Source organism: Faecalibacterium prausnitzii (genome assembly GCF_019967995.1).
Lineage (GTDB): Bacteria > Bacillota > Clostridia > Oscillospirales > Ruminococcaceae > Faecalibacterium > Faecalibacterium prausnitzii_E.
This window is the reverse complement of sequence record NZ_CP065377.1, coordinates 1,191,042-1,213,928: the sequence shown is the minus strand read 5'-3', so window position 1 is coordinate 1,213,928 and position 22,887 is coordinate 1,191,042. Positions and strand designations below refer to the sequence as shown.

22 protein-coding genes and 1 tRNA gene are annotated in these 22,887 nt (G+C 54.4%); 9 read left to right on the top strand and 14 right to left on the bottom strand.

Features of this window, described 5'->3' with window-relative positions:
* Positions 1 to 864: a DUF6017 domain-containing protein gene (locus I5P96_RS05950; RefSeq protein WP_223383573.1), complete on the bottom strand. Its 864-nt coding sequence runs from the start codon at positions 862 to 864 to the stop codon at positions 1 to 3.
* Between the two features lie 4 nt (positions 865 to 868).
* Positions 869 to 1,123, bottom strand: coding sequence for a hypothetical protein (locus tag I5P96_RS05945; protein WP_097793444.1), 255 nt, complete (start codon positions 1,121 to 1,123; stop codon positions 869 to 871).
* A gap of 133 nt (positions 1,124 to 1,256) precedes the next feature.
* Here I5P96_RS05945 and I5P96_RS05940 point away from each other — a divergent pair, with 133 nt between their 5' ends.
* The 3 genes from I5P96_RS05940 to I5P96_RS05930 are packed head-to-tail and all read left to right on the top strand — an operon-like array spanning position 1,257 to position 5,063.
* On the top strand, positions 1,257 to 1,457 hold the full coding sequence (locus tag I5P96_RS05940; RefSeq protein WP_223383572.1) for a helix-turn-helix transcriptional regulator: 201 nt from the start codon (positions 1,257 to 1,259) through the stop codon (positions 1,455 to 1,457).
* Between the two features lie 49 nt (positions 1,458 to 1,506).
* On the top strand, positions 1,507 to 2,532 hold the full coding sequence (locus I5P96_RS05935) for an AAA family ATPase (RefSeq protein WP_223383571.1): 1,026 nt from the start codon (positions 1,507 to 1,509) through the stop codon (positions 2,530 to 2,532).
* Positions 2,514 to 5,063, top strand: a complete 2,550-nt coding sequence (locus tag I5P96_RS05930; RefSeq protein ID WP_223383570.1) for a S8 family peptidase — start codon at positions 2,514 to 2,516, stop codon at positions 5,061 to 5,063. Before I5P96_RS05935 ends, I5P96_RS05930 begins: the two co-directional genes overlap by 19 nt.
* A gap of 154 nt (positions 5,064 to 5,217) precedes the next feature.
* Here I5P96_RS05930 and I5P96_RS05925 read toward each other — a convergent pair whose 3' ends face one another.
* Entirely contained in the window at positions 5,218 to 5,826 is a 609-nt protein-coding gene (locus I5P96_RS05925) for a Fic/DOC family protein (protein WP_223383569.1), read from the bottom strand.
* 2 nt (positions 5,827 to 5,828) lie between these two features.
* On the bottom strand, positions 5,829 to 6,017 hold the full coding sequence (locus I5P96_RS05920; protein ID WP_005939815.1) for an antitoxin VbhA family protein: 189 nt from the start codon (positions 6,015 to 6,017) through the stop codon (positions 5,829 to 5,831).
* A 383-nt stretch (positions 6,018 to 6,400) separates the two neighbouring features.
* On the opposite strand from I5P96_RS05920, the gene I5P96_RS05915 reads away from it, so the two are divergent.
* A tRNA-Ala gene (locus tag I5P96_RS05915) sits at positions 6,401 to 6,462 on the top strand.
* A gap of 259 nt (positions 6,463 to 6,721) precedes the next feature.
* Here I5P96_RS05915 and I5P96_RS05905 read toward each other — a convergent pair.
* From I5P96_RS05905 to I5P96_RS05895, 3 genes are all read right to left on the bottom strand, one after another.
* Positions 6,722 to 6,910: an antitoxin VbhA family protein gene (locus I5P96_RS05905; protein WP_005939815.1), complete on the bottom strand. Its 189-nt coding sequence runs from the start codon at positions 6,908 to 6,910 to the stop codon at positions 6,722 to 6,724.
* A gap of 260 nt (positions 6,911 to 7,170) precedes the next feature.
* The gene (locus I5P96_RS05900) at positions 7,171 to 7,347 is read right to left on the bottom strand and encodes a hypothetical protein (RefSeq protein ID WP_223383568.1); all 177 of its coding nucleotides are present in this window, start codon (positions 7,345 to 7,347) and stop codon (positions 7,171 to 7,173) included.
* Positions 7,344 to 8,174, bottom strand: coding sequence for a helix-turn-helix domain-containing protein (locus tag I5P96_RS05895; protein ID WP_223383567.1), 831 nt, complete (start codon positions 8,172 to 8,174; stop codon positions 7,344 to 7,346). Before I5P96_RS05895 ends, I5P96_RS05900 begins: the two co-directional genes overlap by 4 nt.
* A 214-nt stretch (positions 8,175 to 8,388) precedes the next feature.
* On the opposite strand from I5P96_RS05895, the gene I5P96_RS05890 reads away from it, so the two are divergent.
* From I5P96_RS05890 to bilR, 3 genes are read left to right on the top strand one after another with little or no spacing between them, the layout of a single operon-like run.
* On the top strand, positions 8,389 to 9,777 hold the full coding sequence (locus tag I5P96_RS05890; protein WP_223383566.1) for an MFS transporter: 1,389 nt from the start codon (positions 8,389 to 8,391) through the stop codon (positions 9,775 to 9,777).
* Between the two features lie 3 nt (positions 9,778 to 9,780).
* The gene (locus I5P96_RS05885; protein WP_097793439.1) at positions 9,781 to 10,536 is read left to right on the top strand and encodes an alpha/beta hydrolase family protein; all 756 of its coding nucleotides are present in this window, start codon (positions 9,781 to 9,783) and stop codon (positions 10,534 to 10,536) included.
* Between the two features lie 30 nt (positions 10,537 to 10,566).
* The gene (bilR, locus tag I5P96_RS05880) at positions 10,567 to 12,492 is read left to right on the top strand and encodes a bilirubin reductase, long form (RefSeq protein WP_223383565.1); all 1,926 of its coding nucleotides are present in this window, start codon (positions 10,567 to 10,569) and stop codon (positions 12,490 to 12,492) included.
* 281 nt (positions 12,493 to 12,773) lie between these two features.
* Here the strand turns inward: bilR and I5P96_RS05875 are convergent, their stop codons facing one another.
* The gene (locus tag I5P96_RS05875) at positions 12,774 to 13,733 is read right to left on the bottom strand and encodes a calcium/sodium antiporter (protein ID WP_112147770.1); all 960 of its coding nucleotides are present in this window, start codon (positions 13,731 to 13,733) and stop codon (positions 12,774 to 12,776) included.
* Between the two features lie 407 nt (positions 13,734 to 14,140).
* Here I5P96_RS05875 and I5P96_RS05870 point away from each other — a divergent pair, with 407 nt between their 5' ends.
* A complete protein-coding gene (locus I5P96_RS05870) occupies positions 14,141 to 14,521 on the top strand; it encodes a helix-turn-helix transcriptional regulator (protein WP_223383564.1) in 381 nt (126 codons plus the stop codon).
* Between the two features lie 297 nt (positions 14,522 to 14,818).
* Here I5P96_RS05870 and rmuC read toward each other — a convergent pair whose 3' ends face one another.
* The 3 genes from rmuC to I5P96_RS05855 are packed head-to-tail and all read right to left on the bottom strand — an operon-like array spanning position 14,819 to position 18,841.
* Positions 14,819 to 16,174 (bottom strand): DNA recombination protein RmuC, encoded by a 1,356-nt coding sequence (rmuC, locus tag I5P96_RS05865; RefSeq protein ID WP_223383563.1) that lies wholly within the window; start codon positions 16,172 to 16,174, stop codon positions 14,819 to 14,821.
* Positions 16,175 to 16,233: 59 nt separating this feature from the next.
* Positions 16,234 to 17,715: a transglutaminase-like domain-containing protein gene (locus I5P96_RS05860; protein WP_223383562.1), complete on the bottom strand. Its 1,482-nt coding sequence runs from the start codon at positions 17,713 to 17,715 to the stop codon at positions 16,234 to 16,236.
* Positions 17,716 to 17,740: 25 nt separating this feature from the next.
* A complete protein-coding gene (locus I5P96_RS05855) occupies positions 17,741 to 18,841 on the bottom strand; it encodes an alpha/beta hydrolase (RefSeq protein ID WP_223383561.1) in 1,101 nt (366 codons plus the stop codon).
* A 312-nt stretch (positions 18,842 to 19,153) separates the two neighbouring features.
* Between I5P96_RS05855 and I5P96_RS05850 the strand changes: the two genes are divergently transcribed.
* Complete coding sequence (locus I5P96_RS05850; RefSeq protein ID WP_223383560.1) at positions 19,154 to 19,672, top strand: GNAT family N-acetyltransferase; 519 nt, start codon at positions 19,154 to 19,156, stop codon at positions 19,670 to 19,672.
* Between the two features lie 81 nt (positions 19,673 to 19,753).
* Here the strand turns inward: I5P96_RS05850 and I5P96_RS05845 are convergent, their stop codons facing one another.
* The 3 genes from I5P96_RS05845 to I5P96_RS05835 are packed head-to-tail and all read right to left on the bottom strand — an operon-like array spanning position 19,754 to position 22,855.
* Entirely contained in the window at positions 19,754 to 21,247 is a 1,494-nt protein-coding gene (locus I5P96_RS05845) for an Ig-like domain-containing protein (RefSeq protein WP_223383559.1), read from the bottom strand.
* Between the two features lie 40 nt (positions 21,248 to 21,287).
* Entirely contained in the window at positions 21,288 to 22,397 is a 1,110-nt protein-coding gene (locus I5P96_RS05840; RefSeq protein WP_223383558.1) for an HlyD family secretion protein, read from the bottom strand.
* Between the two features lie 2 nt (positions 22,398 to 22,399).
* Positions 22,400 to 22,855: a hypothetical protein gene (locus I5P96_RS05835; protein WP_097793412.1), complete on the bottom strand. Its 456-nt coding sequence runs from the start codon at positions 22,853 to 22,855 to the stop codon at positions 22,400 to 22,402.
* Between the last annotated feature and the right edge of the window lie 32 nt (positions 22,856 to 22,887).

Sequence of the window (22,887 nt, the reverse complement as noted above, 5' to 3'; positions counted from 1 at the left end):
TCACCTCCCCGGAGAACCGCGCGCAAAGTCGTGGTTCGTCTTGTTCTGATAGTAGAGGTTCATGGTGGTGGGCGCATTGTAGAGCATTGCCAGCAGATACTGCTTCATGTTCCGCACCGGGGCGGTGTTTTCTGCCAGAGAATCCAGCACGAAGCGGATGTGGTCGGCATTCAGCTTTTTCAGCCGGCTGCGTACTACCTCGGTGGGCTTATCATCTCCGGCGATCCGCAACATCTTGCGTTTGGTGGAACAGGTGTCCACAAGCAAATCGACGATCTGGTAGATGGTGTCCTCCTCGTCCGGGCAAAGCCGGAGCAGAAGGTCTACCTCCAACGCCTGATAAAAATAATCCTCAAGCTGCTCCCGGATGCCCCCGGAATAGATAGGGTCAGGATCGTTCCACTCTGTCTTATTCTTATCAGTCTTATTTGCTTGCGGTTTTGACTGCTCCAGAATTGCGCTTTCGACAGCACCAGAATTGCTGTTTGGGCAATTCTGTACTTGCGCTTTTTGCAGTCCAGACGAAAAGTCCTTGACGTAGATCAGGCTGGGTCTGCCCAGACCACGGCGTTTGCGCTCGATGAGGTCGATGCCCTCCAGTTCCCGGAACAGCTTGACCGCTTTGTGTTCGGCGCAGCAGAGAGATTCCTGCACTTCCCGGACGGTGTAGATGATATACACCCGCCCCTGCTCGTCCAGCCAGCCGTTCTTGACCGACAGGCTCATGCGGTCCAGCAGAATGCCGTACAGTGTCCGGGCATCGGTGGAGAGCTGCCGGAAGCGGCAGTCCTGAAAGAGTGCTTTCGGAATACGGAAGTAGGAAAACAGTTCGCCCGACTGCCCGTAGAAGTAGTCGTAACTCATGGCATTAACGGATCATCAGCTCACGATCTGCGGCACCTTTCATATACATAGCTTCTGCGATGTCACATTCTGCCAGTATGACTGCGGATTCCAAATCAAGGTACTTGCGTTTCTGTTCATCGTTCAGCATCCGAAAGAACTCCCGTTCGATTGCGTCACGCTTACTTGCTGCCGGTTGGTAGCGCGGTGTTTTCAGCAGTTCCTCCCATTCAGGCTGTACGGCTTTGTTAAAATAGTTCAGCATAAAGTCTTTATCCATTGGCATCCTCCTTTTTTATAAATCATCAATAGGCCCTAAAAGTTTATATTATCTCTATTGTAAAGAAGTATAGCACATGCTATACTATAACAGTAGATATAATATAGCACATGCTATATCTGGAGGACCGATTGTGACATTTTCTGAATTTGTTATTTCTGTACGTAAGAATCTCAACTTGAGTCAAAAACAATTAGCTGCCGCGATTAACGTAAGCTACTCGACAATTAACCGTTGGGAAAATGGTCACGTTATACCAAGTAATCTGGCAACCAAAAGTTTTCTTGATTTTTGTGAGAATAATTTCATTGATATTCCTAATGGCCTGCTGTAATGCCGCTTGCCAATTATGAATTATTGGAAATTTTAGGAGGTATTCAATTATGGCAAGAGCAGATTTGCTATGTGAATTGGTGAAATATGGATTAATTAATGATCCCACGAGTTTTAGAAAAGCAGCAGAAGCTTTATGCGCTGAGGAACGTGCGAAACAGCATACAGTTCTTGCAACAAAGATTGATGAGCTATTAAAAAACTCTCGCAGACCAATTGCAAGGGAAAGTACAAGCGCACCCTCTATTGTTCGCGGAAATATAAATGAACAACTGCTTTTTTCTGAAAAAATCCCGCGAAAAAGAATGGAGCATCTGATTCTGCCAGAATATGTTAAAACGGCTTGCCGAGATTTAATTAACGAGCAAAATCGTTCTGATTTATTGCAATCCTATGGTATTGAGCCGCGAAACAAGTTATTACTAATTGGCCCTCCCGGAAATGGAAAGACTTCACTAGCCGAGGCAATAGCTGAATCTCTAATGGTTCCATTGCTTACAGTTAGATATGAAGGAATTATTGGTTCTTACCTCGGAGAAACCGCATCAAGGCTTTCTAAATTATTTGAATATGCTAAAACAAGAGAATGCGTTCTGTTCTTTGATGAATTTGAAACACTTGGAAAAGAACGTGGCGATGTCCATGAAACAGGTGAAATTAAGCGTGTTGTAAGCTCTTTACTAATGCAAATCGATGCGCTTCCAAGCTATGTTGTCGTGGTTGCTGCTACAAACCATGATACTCTACTTGATAAAGCGGCTTGGCGAAGATTTCAGATTCGTTTAGAAATTCCGAAGCCAACTCGAAGTAATTTGGATGAATATTATCGTTTCTTTGAAAAGGAGAAAGATTTTCGATTTGGTTTGCAATCAAGCACACTAGCAAAAAAAACACTAGGAGTAAGTTATGCAGAAGCCGAAGAATTTGCACTATCAATTTACAGACAATATATTTTAAGTTTGCCAAATGGGAATGCAAAAGAAATCACGGAGAAATCCATTCGTAGTTGGCAGTCACAAGTAATTACTGCACACAAAAATCAGGAAGGAGTAGAAACATGCCAGACAGACCTTTAATATTGTTTCCGTCTCCGGAACGCGCAGATCGCGAACGCAAAGCCCCGTCATTTCCAAGAATTATGAAGCCTTCTTTCAGTAGACAATTTGCTCGATTGCAACCGTCTTTTAATGTTCTCCAAGCTGCTTTTGAACAGAAAAATCTAAAAATCCAGCAATCACCAACAGGGATAAATCCCGAATTTGCTCTTGTTTTTGAAATAATTGGAACAGTCGATAATTTTTATACTGCAGTAAAAAACACAGATGGTCTCGAATGGATGTTTGATATTGAAACAGACTCTTTTTTACCAGATGATGATTTTTACTCGATTTCGAGAAATGGCCAAAGAGATGAAGGTCTTTTAAATGGCAAACTATATTGCATAATGTCTAACCAACAGGCGATGTCTCAGCTGTTGTCACTGTGGCAAAGGTATCAGGATGGTGAAACCGATGTATTTAAACGTGGTTTTGCAGGACTTCGTGATGTCTTTACCCATATAAAAAATATAAGAAGGTGGAATGCGCAGGACAGGATTGCAGAAACGCATGCTATAGATTATTGGCGTGAATCATTGGAATTTGACGGAAATTCTCCAGTCCCTTTTGAAATCGAATTATTCTTTAGATCTGATTTTCAAAAAAGGCATATAGCAGTGGATACAATTTCTCGTGAAATACAATCTTTAGGGGGACGTATAATTCAGGAGTGTGTAATAAGTGATATATTTTATCATGGTATGTTGGTTGAACTTCCTAGGATAGCTATTGAAGAATTGGTTAATAACTATGAAGAAATTGAGTTGTCAAAGGTTGACGACATTATGTTTTTTCGGCCTGTTTGCCAGTCTGCATTTATCTCCGAAAACGATTCGGAAGTATGTACACTAACAAAGGAATCGCCGCTGCCAGTGGGCGACGCTGTTGTCGCTGTTTTCGATGGAATGCCTATGCAAAATCATCGATTGCTTCGGAACCGTGTTATTATTGATGATCCAGATGATTATGCCACAGACTATGAGAGTAAATATCGCATTCATGGTACTTCTATGGTATCGCTTGCTATTTACGGGGATCTTAATAGAAATGATACGCCTATTAGCAGTCCTGTATATGTGCGTCCGATTTTACGCCCGAAGCCTTGCTTTGAGGGAATGGAAGAAGGCATCCCTGATGATCATATGCTCATTGATACTCTTCACCGAGCAATAAAGCGAATGATGGAAGGAGATGGAGAATCACCAGCTACCGCACCAAATACTAAAGTAATCAATTTGTCTATTGGTGATCCTGTGCGTCAACTAACAGGGATAATGAGTCCAATTGCGCGTTTGCTCGATTTTCTTGCTTATAAATATAAAATTCTGTTCATAATAAGTGCTGGAAATCATCCTGAAATCATAGATTTTGTGAACAAGCCGTTCGATGAATTAAAAGCTCTTAATATGAGTCAGCGAAACAAAGTTTTTGGCGATGCCATTAATAATAACCAATGGAATCTAAAAATACTTTCCCCCTCTGAAAGCTTGAACGGATTGACAATTGGCGCATTGTACGATGATTTCACAAGCCCCGCTGAAAATTCTCGTTGCATTTGGGCGGTCGATAAAGGAATGCCATCTCCAATGTCTGCAATTGGAAAAGGGTATCGATCAACTATTGCTCCAGATCTGTTTTATTACGGTGGTAGAAAATTCATCAGAAAAAATCATGACGGAACAAGCACATGGATTACGTCTACACGCGAACCGGGATGTTTATCCGCTGCACCGTATGAAGCTGGTAGTAAGGATGGTTGCGCTTTCTATTCAGGAACAAGCGATGCAGCAGCTCAAATAACACATGAAGCTGCGAAATGTTATAATGTTCTAAATCAGTTGTTTCTCGAAGAAACGGGAGTAGGTATACTTCCCGAATCCACAGCTATTCTGTTGAAAGCTATGCTTACCCATGGTGCTTCATGGGAACCTATTGCTGAAAAACTTTCCCTTGCAATGGGAAGTTCACCGAAACAATTGAGTAAATGGCTTGGGAATGGAATACCCAATATAGACCGTGTTGTTGAGTGTACGAAAGAACGTATAACTCTCATCGGATTAGGAGAAGTTAAAATCGATGAGGGCGAAGTTTTTAGACTACCTCTGCCAGTAGATTTTTCGTCTCGATTGATGAAAAGAAAGCTAACCGTTACATTGGCCTATCTTTCTCCTGTTGTTCCTAATAAACAGGCTTATCGCGGCATACAGTTGTGGTTTGACGTTGATGATAATGGAAAAGGTCTCGTACCTGACCGACTAAATACTGAATGGCAAGCCGTTCGGAAGGGCTCGTTGCAGCACGAGATTTTTGTTGGTGAAAAAGCAATTGTCTGGAACGATGAGGATCTTATCATCAAAGTGAACTGCAAAGCTGATGCTTGTAAAAAAGTAAAAACAGCAATACCTTATTGTTTGTTCGTTAGTTTTGAAGTCGCAGAAGGTTTTGATGTAGACCTCTATACCGATGTGGCTACAAAAATTCATCAGCGTGTTGAAATTCAGGATAGTTGACAACAACCGTATATTATCAACTATAAGATTCATGAAAGTTGTACTCGTTGTTTTACAGGTGCTCTTGAATTGTTAATATAAAAAGCCGCTTCGATTCAAAATGAAAAGAAGCGGCTTTTTATACAGATTATGCATTCTGGTTCGTAGACTATTATTATGTATCTTTCTTTTCGATGCACTGCCGTAGAACATCACAGAATGCCATATCATCGTCTACGGCAGCGATTGCGGCGTTGATCAAGGTTTCCCGGTCGGTGTTGCCCCAGTTGATGTGCAAGCCATATTCCAATGCCATGCAGCGAATCAGTTCACGGGTGCTGCGGCCATTTCCCTCACGGAAAGGGTGAATGATATTCAGTTCCGCCATTGTCTGCGACAGATTTTGAATCTGCTTTTCTTTATCTTGTTCGGCAAGCAGCTTCTTGGAGTGAATGTTTTTGAACACACGCTCCAATTCTCGGTCGATCAGGTCTGGCAGGTAGAACATCGTGTCGCCCTTGCTGATTTGTTCTTTGCGGATGTGCCCTGCAAAGGGGTACACATCTTCAAAAAGGAAGCGGTGAATCCGAAATAGGTGAGTTTTGGTAAAACGTCCCTTGATTGGCTCCTGCAACAGAGCCATTTGCTTGACTGCAGTAAATTCTTCTTCGGCCTGTTTGAGTTCGGCTTTATCATGAATGTTCAACTTGTTGATCAGAACATCCGTATCCGGGTAGCAGTACATGGACTGCACTGTGGTGTAGACATCATACTTCGTGAACATAATCAGCCCTTCTTCGCGTACTTTGCGCGCAGTTCATTCACGACCTGCTGATAGCTGGCTTGACCGCTGCCAATGCGGTCAAGATTGCTGCGCGTGTCCTTGCTGATGGTCATTCCCTCAATGGCAAAGGTGCCGTACACATTGCGGAGATTGCTCTTGTGCTGGGCAGGGGTAGTGTACTTGACGCTCATGGTTTGGCCTCCTTCTGATCTACATAATACTATATAAAGTTTATCGTGTATGAGTCCTATTGTCAATCTACAACTTGTTGTCAAATGTAAAAAACGCATCTCCCATTCATCAAGAGTAGAAGTTGCGCTTTTACGGTACATCGTGTTTTCTTTTGAATCGGGATGCGATACATCTGAACCCCATATGAGTTACATCTCAAGGGCCTGTAGCTCACTTGTCCGCCAACCATATTACGCCCCAAACTGCATCATCTTGAAAATCAGCGGCTTGGAGACCATACTTGCGAGCGAGAAAGGTCGTTTGGATGGCAGGATGTTTTATATAGACGAACATACGTTGATTTTTCCTTTCTCGCGGTGTGCGAGGTGTGCACAAAAACGATATTGCTGGGAGAGCGTTCGGTTCGCATCCGAGAGGTCAAGGGTTCGAATCCCTCTAGGTCCATAAAACCAAAATGTCCTGCCGTATCCCGGCAGGACATTTTTTGCTAGTTTTTCGTTTCAACGCACTGTCTTAGAACATCACAGAACGCCATATCATCATCTACGGCGGCGATTGCAGCGTTGATCAAAGTTTCTCGGTCAGTGTTGCCCCAGTTAATATGCAGACCATATTCCAACGCCATGCAGCGAATCAATTCACGGGTGCTGCGGCCATTTCCCTCGCGGAAGGGATGAATGATGTTCAGTCTTTGAGAACATAATCAGCCCTTCTTCGCGTACTTTGCGCGCAGTTCGTTCACGACCTGCTGATAGCTGGCTTGACCGCTGCCAATGCGATCAAGGTTGCTGCGTGTATCTTTGCTGATGGTCATTCCCTCAATGGCAAAGGTTCCATACACATTGCGGAGGTTGCTCTTGTGCTGGGCAGGGGTAGTATACTTGACACTCATGGTTGAGTCTCCTTTTAATCCACATGATACTATATAAAGTTTATCGTGTATGCGTCCTCTTGTCAATCTATAACTTGCTGTCAAACATAAAAAACGCAGCTTTCATTCATCAAGAGTGGAAGTTGCGCTTTTACGTTATATCGTATTTTATTTTGAATCGGGATGCGATACATCTGAGCCCCATGTGAGTACTATCTCAAGGGCCTGTAGCTCACTTGTCCGCCAACCATATTACGCCCCAAACAGCTTCATCTTGAAAATCAGCGGCTTGGAGACCATACTTGCGACCGAGAAAGGTCGTTGGGATGGCGCTGAACTGCCTCACCCACCGCAAGTAAAAGAAAAAATAGGATAAGCAAGCCGTCCGGGAGGATCTGCGGATCTTCCCGGGCGGCTTTTTTCACAGGCGCAGACGGCGCTGCTTTTGCCGGATTCATCCCCGGGCGTCCTGCCGGGTGGTGTGGAAGTACTCCTTGGGGGTCATGCCGTACTCCTTTTTAAAGGCGCGGAAAAAGTGGTTGTAACCGCCAAAGCCGCTGGTCTTGTACACCTCGGTGATGGGCAGCCCCTGCTCGATGAGGGTGCAGCAGCGGTCTAACCGCGCCTTTACGATATAGCGGTGCACCGTCTGCCCGGTCTGGCGTTTGAATTCCCTGGCAATATGTTCCCGGGAGACGAAAAACTCCTTTTCCAGCCGCTCCAGCGTCAGTTCCTCGGTCAGGTGCGCCTGAATAAACAAAAACACCTCGTCCAACATCAGGTGGTGGCGGCTGACCGATGCGGTGTGGAACTCCGCATGGATGCAGGCACGCAGCGCCAGCACCACAAACATTTGCAAAATACCGTGCTCGAACACCGCTGCACCGAACTGGGTGCGCTCCTGCGGGAGCATCAGCAGCTTCCGGGCAAGGTTTTTCAGCAGCATATAGATCTGGCTATCCGGGCGCACAGCCACCTGCCGGAAGGGCACCACGTTGAAGCTTTTTTCAAGGTCGGTATCTGCGTCCGAAAGCTGCGCCAGCGTCTGGGGGGACAGCTGCACCCGAATAAGTTCCAGCGGGCCGTAAGCACCGGCGTATTCCAGTCTGCCGCCCTGACCGGGCTTGAAGATGATGAGATTCTGCTGCTGTGCGGGCAGCACCACCTCGCTGCACCGGAACACACCGCTGCCCCGCATGACCAGAAACAAATCATAATACGCGCCGGAATAAAATTCCCGGACGGCGCTCTGCTCAAAAAGATAACGCTTGGCTGTATAATTCACCAAAAAGTCCTCCATGAAACCGTCATGTGTAACAGATTGTTGTACACAACAGAAAAGTACAACTGTTATAATTGCATAATACATCAATATGCGATAGTTTTCAATCATTTTTTGGATATGTATTGATGAAAAATTAACGTATAATGCAAACGTAGAAAAGAGACTTGTGCGAAATGTCTCGTGGTTTCACTGTTTTTAAGGAGGATAAAACACAATGGACCAGAAAAAGACCATCCGACCCTTCTCCATGAAGGACAAGATCGGCTATACGCTGGGCGATCTGGGCTGCTGCTTCACCGAGCAGTACCGCGCCATGTATCTGTCGATCTTCTACACCCTGATCCTGCAGGTCAACCCCTTCCACGTGGGTATCCTGCTGCTGATCACCAAGATCTGGGACGCCGTGAATGACCCCATCATCGGTGCCATCGTGGACTCCCGCAAGGCCACCAAGGGCGGCAAGTTCATCCCGTGGATCCGCGCCTTCTCCTTCCCCATGGCAGTGCTGTGCATCCTTGGCTTTGTCAATGTAGGCAATATCAACTACGGCCTGCGTCTGGCCTACATGTTCGTCACCTACGTTCTGTACGAGGCGCTGTACACCTGCGTCAACGTGCCCTTCGGTACTCTGTCCAGCGTGATGACCGATGATGTCAGCCAGCGCACCGCACTGTCCCGCTACCGCAGCCTTGGCGGCACCATCTTCATGACCGTTATGGTCATGGTCGGCCCCCTGTTCCTGTATGTGAACAACCAGCCCGTGGCTGGCCGCTTCCTGATGCTGGCCTGCATCTGCGCTATGCTGGGTCTGCTGTGCCTGCAGATCACCTGCGTATGGTGCAAGGAGCGCGTGGAAGTGCCTGAGCGTCCGCAGGGAGAAAAGCTGAACTACCTGCATGTGCTCAAGGAGATCTCTCACAATAAGGCTCTGCTGGGCGTTATGTTCTTCAGCCTGACCGGCATGATCGGTGCTTCCGTGGTCAACGGTCTGAACACCTACCTGTATAAGGACTTCTTCGGCAACGTTAAAATTCAGGCTGTCTCCGGTATGCTGAGCGTGCTGTACGCTGTGCTGTCCTTTGCCATCACCCAGCCTCTGGCCAACAAGCTCGGCAAGAAGGAGTGGTGCTGCATGGGCGCTGGCTTTGCCGCCATCGTGTTCGGCATCCTGTTCTTCTTCCCCGTCCACAACCCTGTGATCTTCATCGTCATCAACGGTATCTGCTATCTGGGCGCTTCCGGCATGCAGGTGCTGATCTGGGCTATGGTCAACGACGCCATCGACTACCACGAGCTGCAGACCGGCGAGCGCAACGAGGGCATCGTTTACTCCACCTACTCCTTCTTCCGCAAGCTTGCAAGCGCCATTTCCGGCAGCCTGTCCAGCTTTGTGCTGGGTGCCATCGGCTACAACGTTACCGCAGGCGCTGTGCAGACCGCAGGCGTTGTGAACGCCATCTGGAAGAGCTACACCGGCGTCTACTTCCTGGGCTACGGCATTGCAGTTGCCATCCTGTTCTTCGTCTACCCCCTGACCAAGCAGAAGACTGCTGAGATGCTGACCGAGCTGAAGGCTCGCCGCGCCGCAAAGGAGAGCAAGTAAACCATGAAGATCTTACAGGTTCAGTTTAAAAACCGCAATGGCCACACCCTGCGCGGCATCGTGACCCTGCCCGACACCGAGGGCAAGGTACCCTTTGTGGTGCATCTGCACGGCTTTGCCGGCAGCTGCAGCGGCTACAAGTCCATGTACACCCATCTGTCCCGCGCTCTGGCAGCGCAGGGCATCGGCAGCGCCCGGTTCGATTTCTACGGCAACGGCGAGAGCGACGGCGAGTTCGAGGATATGAGCTTTGACGGCTTGCACACCGATGCACAGGATATCTTTGCATGGGCCGCTGAACAGCCCTATGTGGACAGCGAAAAGCTGTTCCTCTCCGGCCAGAGCATGGGCGGCTACATTGCCGCCTCCTGCGCACCGGTCATCCAGCCCCACGGCCTGATTTTGCTGTGCCCGGGCGCCGGGATGTGGTTCGGCTGCGCCCAGCGCGCCGACGGCATTATGCAGACCGGCAAGGACTACGCCGACATGGAGGGTCTGTGCTACAAGATGGCCTTTAACTACGAGATGGCAAAGCACCCCGACCCCTTTACCGAGGCCAAGGGCTACAACGGCCCGGTGCTGCTGCTGCGCGCCGACGATGACCGTCTGGTGGACGAGGGCACCTGCAACCGTTACGCACAGGTGTACACCGCACCCGATGTGGACACCATTGCAGGCGGCGGCCACAACTTTGCCACGCTGGCAGCCCGTGCCGCCGTGGAGGAAAAGACCGCAGCATTCATCAAAGCAAATCTGTAAAGCAAAGCGTATCTGCAAGGAGGTTTTCGTATGCAAAACGTGATTCTGCAGCCCATCGAGGTGGGCGGACAGACCTTTAAGAACCGCATCATGTTCCCCCCGCTGACCACCGGCTACGAGAAAAACGGCATGATCAGCGAGCAGGACATGGGCTTCTACACCCGTCTGGCAAAGGGCGGTGTGGGTTACATCGTTCTGGGCGATGTGGCACCCATCAACAGCTTTTCTCCCACCCCCAAGCTGTTTGACGACAGCCAGATCCCTGCCTTCAAGGCACTGGCCGACAGCGTACACGCCTACGGCACCAAGCTGGGCGTCCAGCTCTTCCACCCGGAGTACGACGTAGACGCCATCAACAGTCTGTTTATGCAGAAAAAGTTTGATGAGATGCGTCAGCGCCTGCATCACGACATGATGTTCTTCACCGATGAGGTCAGCGAGGAGATGCTGATGGCCATCATCGATAAGATGTGCGCCTGCGCAGTGCGTGCACAGAAGGCCGGTGTGGACGTCATCCAGATCCACGGCGACCGCCTGAACGGCTGCCTGTGCTCCACCCGCATGAACCACCGCACCGATAAGTTCGGCGGCAGTCTGGAGAACCGCGTCCGCTTTGCCCGCATGCTGACCCGCGCCATCCGCAAGGCTGTGCCGGATATGGTCATCGACTACAAGCTGTCCATCGTCACCCCGCAGCGCGGCAAGGGCGGCATTGACGAAGCCGACGCCGTGCAGTTTGCCCAGTGGCTGGTAGAGGACGGCGTGGATATGTTCCACGTTGCGCAGGCCAACCACACCGGCAACATGGCCGACACCATTCCTCCCATGGGCGTACAGCCCTACGGCTTCTTCGTCAAAATCGCCGGGGACATCAAAAAGGCCGTCCATGTGCCGGTCAGCGCCGTGGGTCGTATCGTGGATGCCGAAATGGCTGCGCGTGTCATCGAGAGCGGCATGGCCGACATAGTTGCCATGGGTCGCCCGCTGCTGGCAGACCCCGACTGGGGCACCAAGATCGCTGCCGGGAAGGCCTGCGATATCCGCCGCTGCATCAGCTGCAACAAGGGCTGCACCGATGCCATCCAGAACCGTCAGTTCCTCTCCTGCGTGCTGAACGCGGAGAACGGCTACGAGAACACCCGCAGCATCCAGCCCGCAGCGCAGAAAAAGAAGATCGCCGTCCTCGGCGGCGGCCCTGCCGGTCTGGAAGCCGCCCGTGTGGCAGCACTGCGCGGCCATGACGTGACCCTGTTTGAAAAGACCACCACTCTGGGCGGCCAGCTGAACATTGCCTGCGTACCTCCCCGCAAGGAGGAGATGCGCCGCGCCGCACAGGACCTGATCCACGCGGTCTGCAACGCCGGTGTGCACCTGTGCATGGGTCAGACCCGCACCGCAGAGCAGCTGAAGGATGCCGGTTTCGAGGCCGTCATCAACGCTGTGGGCGCACACAGCGCCGCACCCCGCATCCCCGGCATCGACAGCGTGAACGTGGCCGATGCATGGAAGGTTCTGGCCGGTGAGCAGCAGGTGTACGGCACGGTTGCCGTCATCGGCGGCGGCATGGTGGGCTGCGAGACCGCAGAGTATCTGGCTGCCCGCGGCTGCAAGGTGTCCGTTATCGAGATGATGGACAAGATCGCCGCAGGCGAGAGCACTACCATTCTGCCCACCCTGCTGGAAAACTATAAGACCTACGGCGTGGAGCAGTACCCCAGCCACAAGGTCAAGGAGTTCCGCATGGACGCCGTCGTCTGCGAGAACAAGGACGGCGCAGAGGTGACCATCCCCTGCGATTACATCGTGCTGGCTATGGGCGCACGCTCCAACGAATTTGACGCTGCTGCGCTGGAAGCTGCCAGCATCCCGGTGTATTCCATTGGCGATGCCGCCGGCAAGGCTGCGGATATCTCCAACGCCATCCGCACCGGCTACGATACCGCCTGCCAGCTGTAAAACAAAAATATCGTTCTATTTGTGGGTCAGAAACGCCTGTGGGCGCTTCTGACCCACTTTTTTACCCTCTCAGGCAAAGCCGTCAGGGTTTTGCCTCGCCCTCTCAGGCGCTCCCGTGTCCGCTCTCCCAATCGGCAGTGCTCTTGGCTCTCCCTTTGAGGAAAGACTTCCACCCGCTCCGGGGGAAGATGTCGCGGAGCGCATTCAAAATCATCCCACATAAAAAGGCTGCTGCACAAAGCCCTGTGCAGCAGCCTTAAATATTTTACGTTTACAACAGATCAGATGCTGAACTGCACGGCGCAGAAGGCGGCATAGATGCACAGCAGTGCAATGCCCTGCGGGCGGCTCAGCTTGCCCTTGATCAGAGCGGGCAGGGTGAGCAGCAGCATCACGGCAAACATGACCGGGATATCCATCACCAGCGAGGCGTTCATGCCTGCGATGGTGGAGTTCTGCGGGATGCTGAAGGGTGCCAGCGTGACAGACACGCCGCTGACCAGCACTAGATTGAACACGTTTGCACCGATGACGTTGCCCAGCGACAGCGCGCCGTGACCCTTGGCCAGCGAGGTGATGGCGGTGACCAGCTCCGGTAGCGAGGTGCCCAGTGCCACAAAGGTCAGCGCAATGACCGACTCCGGCACGCCCAGCGCCTGTGCGATGAGGGTGCCGTTGTCCACCAGCAGGTCAGCGCCCACAGCAATGAGCACTGCGCCGATGGCCAGCAGCCCCAACTCCTTGGCAAAGGAGCCTTCCTCAGCCTGCTCTTCCTCTTCCGGGGCGGGGGCATTTTTCATAGCCAGCACGTTGCACACGATGTAAGCCACGAACATGGCCAGCAGGATCAGGCCCACCGGGCGAGTGAAGGATCCGGTGGTGTAGGCCACACCGGCATAGAAAGCGGCAGCCACAAAGAAGAAGGCCACCGGGGTGCGCAGGCTCTTGGGGTCAACCTTGCCCGGGCGCACCGCAATGGTGATGGCGGCGATCAGTGCAGCGTTGCAGATGACCGAGCCGATGGCGTTGCCGTAGGCGATCTCGCCGTGACCGGTGAGGGCAGAGGTGGTGGACACCATGACCTCCGGCAGGGTGGTACCGATGGACACCACCGTGGCACCGATGAGCAGCTCCGGCACATGGAAGCGGCGGGCGATGCCGGTGGCACCGTCCACAAACCAGTCGCCGCCCTTGATCAGGCACAGCAGACCCACGATAAATAACAGAACAGGGATCAGCATAATATCTCTCCTTTTTAATAATAGCGGCAGAGGCACAAAAAAAGACCTTTATCACATCCAGCCCAAAACGGGAAAATGTGATAAAAGTCTCAAGCATCCGGTACTGCATCGGGCATTTCTGCCGGGGGTGTCGCTGCAGCACAGCGCACCCGTTTTTCAACTAAAGTACGCCCCTTACTCCCTTTTATCCAGAGAATATTATACCTGTTTTCCAGCAAAAGCGCAAGGGTAAATATGGGATTTATTCTGCCTTGGTCACTTTTTTGGCGTTGGGGTAAATATGCTCCATGCGGGCGTTGTCGAAATGCTCGTCTTTTGTAGTATTCTGCTGCATCTACTTCCACCGGCACATCCTTTCGCCTGCGTTCCGGCAGCTTGAGGAAGACCGGCGGGAGTCCCGGCGGCGGATGGACGAGCTGCAGATAGAGCGCCAGCAGATGCAGACCGAGCTTTCCCGGCTGGCAGACGTGTGCCGCAACGAGTCGGTGCCCGATGCCTTCCAGACCTTCGTGGCGGGCATCCCCACCCTGACCAAGACCGAACGCCGCATCTTTGACGGCTACGCCGCCGGGCTGCGCTCCAGGGAGATCGTGGAGCAGCTGGACATCAAGGACAGCACCCTGCGCTTCCACAACAAGAACATCTACGACAAACTGGGTGTCAGCTCCCTCAAGCAGCTGCAGCAGTTCGTGGCGATCCTGAACTCCGGCAGCGGCAGCGCCCCGGACTCCGCCCCGGACGAAAAGCGACCCAGCAAGCAATATTTTCGTCTATACGGGTGCGAGTAAATTGCAAAAGGCCGCTGTACCGCAGAGCACTTCTCCGGCACAGCGGCCTTTTGTTTTTGGCTGCGGCTTATCGCATCCGTCCATCGCCGCCCATCAAGGCGGTCATTACACCGCCTTTCGCATTATCGCAATTTTCAAAAATAGTGCCAATCAAAACGGCATCTTTGCGATATGCAGTTTGCGGATGTTGCTTGTGCATTAAAAACGCAAACTGCTATAATCCATCGGATGGTTTCATTTTTCACCGCTTAAATTCAGGCTTTCCCCTCTCCGTCACCTTCTGCTTTTTCGCCCAGCTCAGAGTTCGCCGTCCTGCCACTGGCTCCCGCTCTGGGGGAGCTGCCCGCCGGAAAGCGGACGGAGCGGAGCGTCCAGCTCCAGCAGGGTGGCCGCTGCGGCCTCATCGAGGCTCTGGACGCTGCGCAGTTTCCGGCTGATGGCGCGGCTGCGCACCCCGATGAGGTTGTCAAGCTCTTCGTCGGTCTGGCGGAGGCGCTGCTGCATTTTGGAGAGCCCCTGCCCGAACTTGTCGAACTCGGTCTTCACGGCACCGAGCAGCTGCCAGACCTCACCCGACCGCTTCTGGATCGCCAGCGTCTTGAAGCCCATCTGCAAACTGTTCAGCAGGGCCGCCATAGTGCTTGGGCCGGCCACATTCACCTGATAGTCCCGCTGCAGCACTTCCAGCAATCCAGCATTGACCACCTCGGCATACAGGCCCTCAAACGGCAGGAACAGGATGCCGAACGTCGTCGTATAGGGCGGTTCCACGTACTTTTCGCGGATGTCCTTTGCCTCGCTGCGCAGCACAAGCTCCAGCGCGTGGCGGGCATTCTCCACCGCCTGCGCATCGCCGGAAGCCTGTGCATCCTGCAAATGGGCGTAGGTGTCGCCGGGGAATTTCGAGTCGATGGGCAGCCAGACCGTGCTGCCGTCCACGCCCGGCATCTTGACGGCATATTCCACCCGCTGGCTGCTGCCGGGGATGGTGGCCACGTTGGTCTCGTACTGTTCCGGGGCAAGGATCTCTTCCAGAATGGCCCCCAGCTGGATCTCGCCGAGGATGCCGCGAGTCTTGACGCCGGAGAGCACCTGCTTCAGCCCGCCGACGTCGGCGGCAAGATTCTGCATCTCGCCCAGCCCCTTATACACCTGTTCCAGCTGCTCGTTGACGGCCTTGAAGCTCTCGCTCACCCGCTTTTGCAGGGTATCCTGCAACTGTTCATCGACGGTGTGGCGGATCTCATCCAGTTTGCGGTTGTTCTCGGCCTGCAGGGCGGTCATGCTCTCGGCTATGCTCCGGCGCAGCTCTTCCAGCTTCTGGGTGTTGGATGCTTCCAGCGAACGCAGACGGCGTTCCAGAAGCTGCTGCTGGCTGTCCTGCCCCTGTGCCAGCGTCGTGCTCATGTTCTGCACCGCAGTCTGCAGCGTCTCACTGACGCTGCGCAGGGCGGTGTGATTCTGCTCGGCGAGGGCCGACTGCCTGGCCGCAAACTCCTTAGCCTGCGCATCCAGCTGCTGCTGCATCCAGCGCTTGAGCTCGTCGTGATCCGGTACGCTGCCCTGCTTTTTGCCGGTGCGCCAGAGCACCACGGCCAGTTCCAGGCAGATGGCGACCAGCAGAAGGGTGTAAAGTCCTGCCAGATATTCCATGGATGGTTTTCTCCTATCATCAAAATCCGGGTCCCGCAGAAGGCAGGGCCCGGTGTTTTTTACAGTAATTCGTAGTTCACAAGTTCCTTGCGGGTGTCAAGGGCATCGCCATACAGGCCCACGCCGTCCACCTCGCATTCGCCGGACTGGTTGTCGTAGGGGTCGGAGCGGAAGCCGGTCATGGGTGGGTCGAAGGGGGCCTCAAAGGCGCGGTTCGCCACCATCCGCCCGGTGTCCAGACTGCCAAAGTAGTGGCGGCGCATCCTCTCATCGCCCTGCCGCGCCATCGACGCGCCGAACGAGCAGTCCGCATACATCCAGCCCTTGGGCGCGATGTAGAACATCGCCCAGTCGTGGCAGCCCACACCTGTGAGCGAGACGGACAGGCCGCTCTGCCACTGGGCCGGGATGCCCACCAGACGGCAGAGGGTGATGAAGGTCAGCGCCATGATGCCGCAGTCGCCCCGGCGGTTCCGGGCGCACTGGTCGGGCAGGCACTCCTGCACAAAGTAGGCGGGCTGATAGTGGTAGCGCACGTTCAAGGTGACGTAATCGTAGATGCGTTTTGCCTTTTCCGCCGGGTCGGTGATGCCGTCGGTCAGCTGGTGGGCCAGCGCCCGCAGATAGGGCGTGAAGACGATGTGCGGCGCTTCCTCGCCGGTGTCAAAGGTCGGCTGCTGTGCATCCGGCCGGATGTCCATCGGATTTGTGTAGACGGCCGTGGTCCGGTAGCGGTACTCCACCCCGAAGCGGCGGTTCTCGGTGAGGTCTGTCTCCCAGAAGACCGTCCGCTGGGGCGCGTTCTCGTCCGCGATGCGGGCAGGCGGCTCGGTGCAGTCCAGCAGCTCGATCTCGCTCTGGGAAAGGCAGGCGGCCGGGATGGGCAGCCAGGCGCGGACATGCACACTGTTCCGCCCCTCCGCCTTCGCCTCGGCCAGTGCAGCGGCAAAGGCTTCGTCCGACATGCCAACGCTGGTCTTCAGGGTGATACGGGCGCTTGCCTGGCCGTCCCGCTCCATCTGCTCATGCTGGCGGTTGCGGAACTCCCGCGCCGAAGTGCCGGGGGCAGGCGGGTCGATCTGGCGGGCGGCGAGGTCGGCACGGGTCGCCAGCAGCGTTTCGGCAAAGCGGTCGAGGTAGTGCTTCTCCCCTTCCACGAACCGCCAGTCCACCCGGCCCTCCTTCACGAGAAGCCGGAACTCCTCACGCGTGAAGTCCCGCACCATTCCCTGCATCCGGGCCACGGCTTCGTCCTCGGTGTAGCAGTATTCTGCCGGGATGCGGCGCATCATCTCCCGCTGGGCCAGCATCGCGTCCCGCAGGGCCTCCACACCGTGGGGCGTGGGGTTCTGGGGCAGCTCCTCTCCCACCGGTTCCGCGCCCTGGCTGCGGGGGCTGTTCTGAGTCACCGTCCAGTCCTCGGCCAGATAGGCGTCGATCCGCTCGATGGCCTCCTGATAATACCCGGCGGCTTTCAGCCGCTCCACATCGTCCGGCAGGCCCACATTCAGGCTGCGGAACGTCTCGTTCCAGTTCTTCATCCTACAACGCTTCCTTTCTTGATCCTTATGCGGCAGGCTGCTGCGCCTGCGCGGTCTGCTCTTCCCAGAAGGCGGCGACATCGTTGAGCCAGCCTTCTGCATCCGTTCCCTCTGCTATGCCAATACCGTGGAACGCACGTTTGTACACACTTTCGTGGTACGGAACACCATTTCTCGCCAGTGCTTTTTGAAGTGCCGGGCCCTGCTCATAATAATTGAAGGCCATCAACAAAATGTCATTCAACCCATACCAGAAATATGTTGGCGGAAAATCCGGTGTCACACAGCCGGAAATATTATAATCGTAGTAACGCAGATCTTCCGAATACGTATCGATCAGCCAACGGTAAATCGGTTTTGCTTCATAGAAATTATTGATCGGATACGCCAACAGCAGTACGCCGGGCCGAGGCACATTGTAACGAGGATATCCCACTTCTTGCCCGCAGAATACGCCCGCAATCTGACCACCGGAAGAATATCCCAGCAGCGCATAATCTTCCGTCTGGACCCCGAATTTTTCTGCGTTGGCTGTAATCAGTTGAATCGCACGGCCAAGGTCCTGAATCGGTGCGTTGTCCTTTGCTTCACTTCCGATCCGATACCGAAGTGCAAATACCGCATATCCTTTTTGATGCAGTTCCCATGCAGTGGAAACACCGCCCCGCATCTCGCCGCTGTAAAACAGAGCGTTGCCCGAAAGCACGACCGCATATTTTGCATTGGGCTTATCTGCCGGGAAATAATAGAGTTCCGCATGGTCGCGCGTCTTGTCCTCTGCAATTTCTTCCGGCATATAGAGTTTGTACGTAATTTGTGTTCCTGTATTATACGTGTCGATCAGAAAGTTCATCCCAGCCACACAGCTGTTGATGGATTCTTTTCCGATCACATCCAGCATCGTATCGTTGTCTTTGCTGCTTTTCAGCAGTCCACAATCCCGCTCCCAGACATATACATAGGTGTAAATGCCCGACCCCTTGATGCTGGGGTTTTCGCGCAGTTCCTTCATCGTGGTCTGCGAGGTGATGTTGGCTTCGCCCTTTTCCCCTTCGGCAAAGGCGGGCAGGGCCAGTGCCAGCATCAGGCAGAACAGCACGGCCAGCCGTCTCAGGATGTTTTTCATCGGCACTCTCCTTTACGCTGCCCCGGCCCGGAGCGCACGTCTCCTCCAACCGGGCTGTCATCACGCTCTGCACGAGCGAAAGCAGCCAGAATTTTCTTCTATTGTAGCACAACCGACCGTTTTCGAAAAGGTATCTCGGATAAAAAAAGACCACCTCCTGCCCAAAGCCACCGCACCCGGCGGCCAACTGCCGGGCAGGTGTGCAGTTTCCGGCTAAAAACATTGTACTTTGCCGGAAAGTCTGCTATACTGAAAGAATCGGAAGAATTTTTGAGGAATCGCGGAGCATTGCGGCTCCGTTCAGAGGAACGTATGAATGAGATCACAGTCCGGCCCATGACGCCGGAAGATTGGCCGGCAGTATCCAAGATCTATCTGGAAGGCATCGCCACCGAGCACGCCACCTTCCAGACCGACTGCCCGCCCTATCCCGCGTGGGATGCCTCCCACATCAAAGAATGCCGCCTTGTGGTGGAGGACGATGGCGTCCTGGCAGGCTGGACGGCCCTGCACCGGGTCGACCCCCGCTGGTGCTACCGTGGCGTGGCCGAGGTCAGCATCTACATCGGCGAACGGTTCCGGGGCCGGGGGCTGGGGTATCACCTGCTCACCACCCTTTGCCAGCAGGCCGAAGCGGCCGGTTACTGGACGCTGCAATCCACCGTCTTGCAGGACAACGCAGCGTCCAAAGGTCTGCACCTGAAATGCGGGTTCCGCCTGGTGGGCCGCCGCGAGCGCATTGCGCGGGACTGCCATGGCCGCTGGCTCGATACCTTTTTGATGGAGCACCGCAGCCAGGACGATGAACCGGCGGGGTATTTCAAACTATAAAGCAAAACTCTCCAACGCAAAAAAGCGATGGCCCGAAACGGCCATCGCTTTTTGCGTTTTCTGTTTTGATTCCCTGCGGAATTACCAGAACCAGTACCGCTTCTTGACCGCGACGTACGCGATGAGGCAGGCCACCACAAGGATGCCTGCACCGATGAAGAAGGTCCAGTTGATGCTGGTGAAGCGCAGATTCTGGTTGGTCAGCAGATACTCGCCCGCCACGTCGGCATGTGCCACGCCGTCCTTGTAGCTGTTGAGGAACTGCCACTTCCCGCTCACGGTGTTGTGCAGGTACAGGCGGCTGTACCCGGCATTTTCGCCGGTCATGGTGATGGTCACGCCGCAGGGCATGGCCTCGCCCTCGTTCAGGGTGAAGCGCAGGCCGTACTCGTCGGGCGCAAAGGTCAGCGCGGTGTTCACCTCGCTGGTGGTGTTGCGGATGGTGGAGCCGTCCACGGTCAGGGTGTAGTCCTCCGCTTCCAGCACGAGGGTGCGGCCCGTGGTGCGCAGGGCGTTCAGCATCGCGGTGGTCAACACCGGGACCTGACTCTGCGGGTAGGAGATGGTATCGGAGGCCGCATTCTCAATGGAGGCCACGATGGGGTCGGTCTCCGCCGGAGCCGTCCCCTCCCCGGTGCTGTCCGTGCCGCTGCTGGACGCAGACGCCGTGCGGTTGACGATGACCGTCACCGACGAAGAGACCTTGCCGTTGGAAACGATGATGGAGGTCGCGCCGGTGGCAACACCGGTCACGACACCGCTTCCGTTCACGGTGGCGATCTTCTTATCCTTGCTGGTAAAGGTCAGCTTCTGGGAGGCCGAAGAGGGGGCCACCGAGCCGGTGATGGTGCCGGAAGCGCCCGGCTTGAGCACCATGTAGTTCGTATTCAGGGAGATGGACTCCACCGGGCCGGTGGACGCCGAGCTGGAGGAGGCCGCCACGACGGTCACGGTTGCCGAGCAGGTCACATCCCCAGCGGTGGCCGTGATGGTCGCCTTGCCGGGGGCCACACCGGTCACTTTGCCGAAGTTGTTCACAGTGGCCACACCGGGGTCGGAGGAGCTCAGCGAGACACTGATATAATTTGCTGCCGTGGTGGGCAGCACCGCCAGCGAGAGCGACGTGGTGTCGCCCACGGCAATGGTGCTGGACGCCAGCGTGATGTCCATCTCGGTCGCGATCATCGAGCTGTCGGGCTGGGTGGTGATGGTGTAGGTGCAGCTGACATCGCCACAGGTGGCCGTGATGTTCGCCGTGCCCAGACCCACCGCCTGCGCCACGCCGTCCTCCCCGACCGAAACGATGTTCGGGTTATCGGAAACGTAGCTCACGCCGTTGCGGCTGGCGGCTTTCTGCGGCTGGACCACCGGCGAAAGCTGCTGGGCCGTGCCAACGGTCATGGTGGGGGCATAGTCCCCTGTTTCCACGCTCTCGGCCGCCACAGGGCTCCACGGGAAGGTGATGGCAGCCGGGGCAGAAATGGGGCTGGCTGCGGCTGCGGGCAGCGCTGCGCCTGCGGCCAGCAGGCCCAGCAGGGCGGCGCTTACGGCCAGCTGTTTCAGGTTCAGTTTCATTCTATCGTACCTCTTTGGGCGTTGAGTTTGCGGACGCTGTTTAACGGAACAAAACGCCCAGGGCCTCCATGACATATTCAAAGTAAGTCAGCTTGTCGTACTCGACACGGGCGGTCACGCTCATGCCGTTGGCCAGATCGACCTTGTCGCCGCTGTTGCTCACCACGTAGGTGCTGTTGGGCTTGATGGTCATCTTGTAGTACGAGCCGGCCTCAGTGGAGGTCACGTCGCTGTCAATGGAAGTCACCGTGCCGGTCAGGTTGCCGTAGGAATACTCCGACAGGCCGGTGATGGCGATCTTGCAGGGGTCGCCCACGTTGATGAGCGGTCGGTCGCTGACGGTCAGGGCCGCCACGATCTCCTGATCGCTGTTCTCGCTGGCCACGGTGGCCAGTGCCGAACCGGCGCTCAGCACCATACCCACCTTATAGGGGGTGTCCATGTGGATGACGCCGGACGTGGGCGCATAGATGTAGTAATCGTTCGCGCCGCTTGCCAGCGTATCCAGCTGGGCCTGAATGTTGTCGATGTTGGTCTGCACACTGGTCAGATTGCTGGTGATGGACTGCAGCGTAGAGTAGTACAGCGCCTCGATCTCGCTCTGGTTCTGCTCCATCAGGGCCTTGATCTGCTCGTCGGAGTAGCCCGCCGCCTGATAGGGCGAAGCGTCAAAAGCCTTCTGCTGCACCTGGCTCTTGTAGCTCTCGTACTGGTAATAGTAGGGCTGGTCGTCCAGGTCGGTCTCGCTGAAATAGTTCGTGTCGTCCTGAATGGACTTCAGCAGCTTTTCGTACTGCGCCTTCTGCTTCTGATAGATCTCCAGCTGGCTCTTGTAGCTGTCCTGCTGCATGTCGATGTCGGTGCTCTTGACATGGGCGATGAGGTCGCCCTCGTTGACATAGCTGCCCTCCGAGATGTTGAGCTCGGTGATGGAGCCGGAATAGCTGGACATGATATAGGTCTTGTTGCTTGCCTGCACCGTGCCGGCCGATTGGCTGACGTAGGTGCGGTAGTTCTGGGTGCTCCAGATGGTCAGGAAGACCAGCAGGCCCGCCACCAGAAGGATCATCGCGTAGCCAAAGGGCGGCACACGCTTTTCCATCATGATGCGGCGATCCTGCAGGTCGGAAAGGTTCTGAATGGTCGTCATAATCACTTGGTCTCCATAAAGACGTCGAGCACACCGTTGTCGTCGTCCTGATTGACATAGACGGTGTACGAATCGCCGGTCGTCTCGATCTCATGCTCGAACGCATAGATATCCAGTTTCTGGCTGGCGAGGTTGCTGTAGCTCATGGGGCCGGTGTAGTGGGCATACAGGCAGTTGCGCACCCGCAGCAGAGCGTCCATCTGGTAGCCGGGGTCCAGCCGGGGGATCAGCTGGTTGACCTGCTGCATGAAGTAGATCTCCGCCGTGGGGTTGGGGCCCTTGCGCATCTTCACGCACTGCACGATGGGGCCAACCGGCATGGCGTCATGGCTGCGGATAAAGTTCTGCATCTGGGTCAGCACAATGGCCAGATTGCCCATATCCTCAACTTCCACCTTGCGCGACAGCACATTGGTCAGCTTCAGGGTCTTGTGTTCTGCAACTTGAATTTCTCTCATGGTATCGTCCACCTGTTTCTTTAGATTTTGCA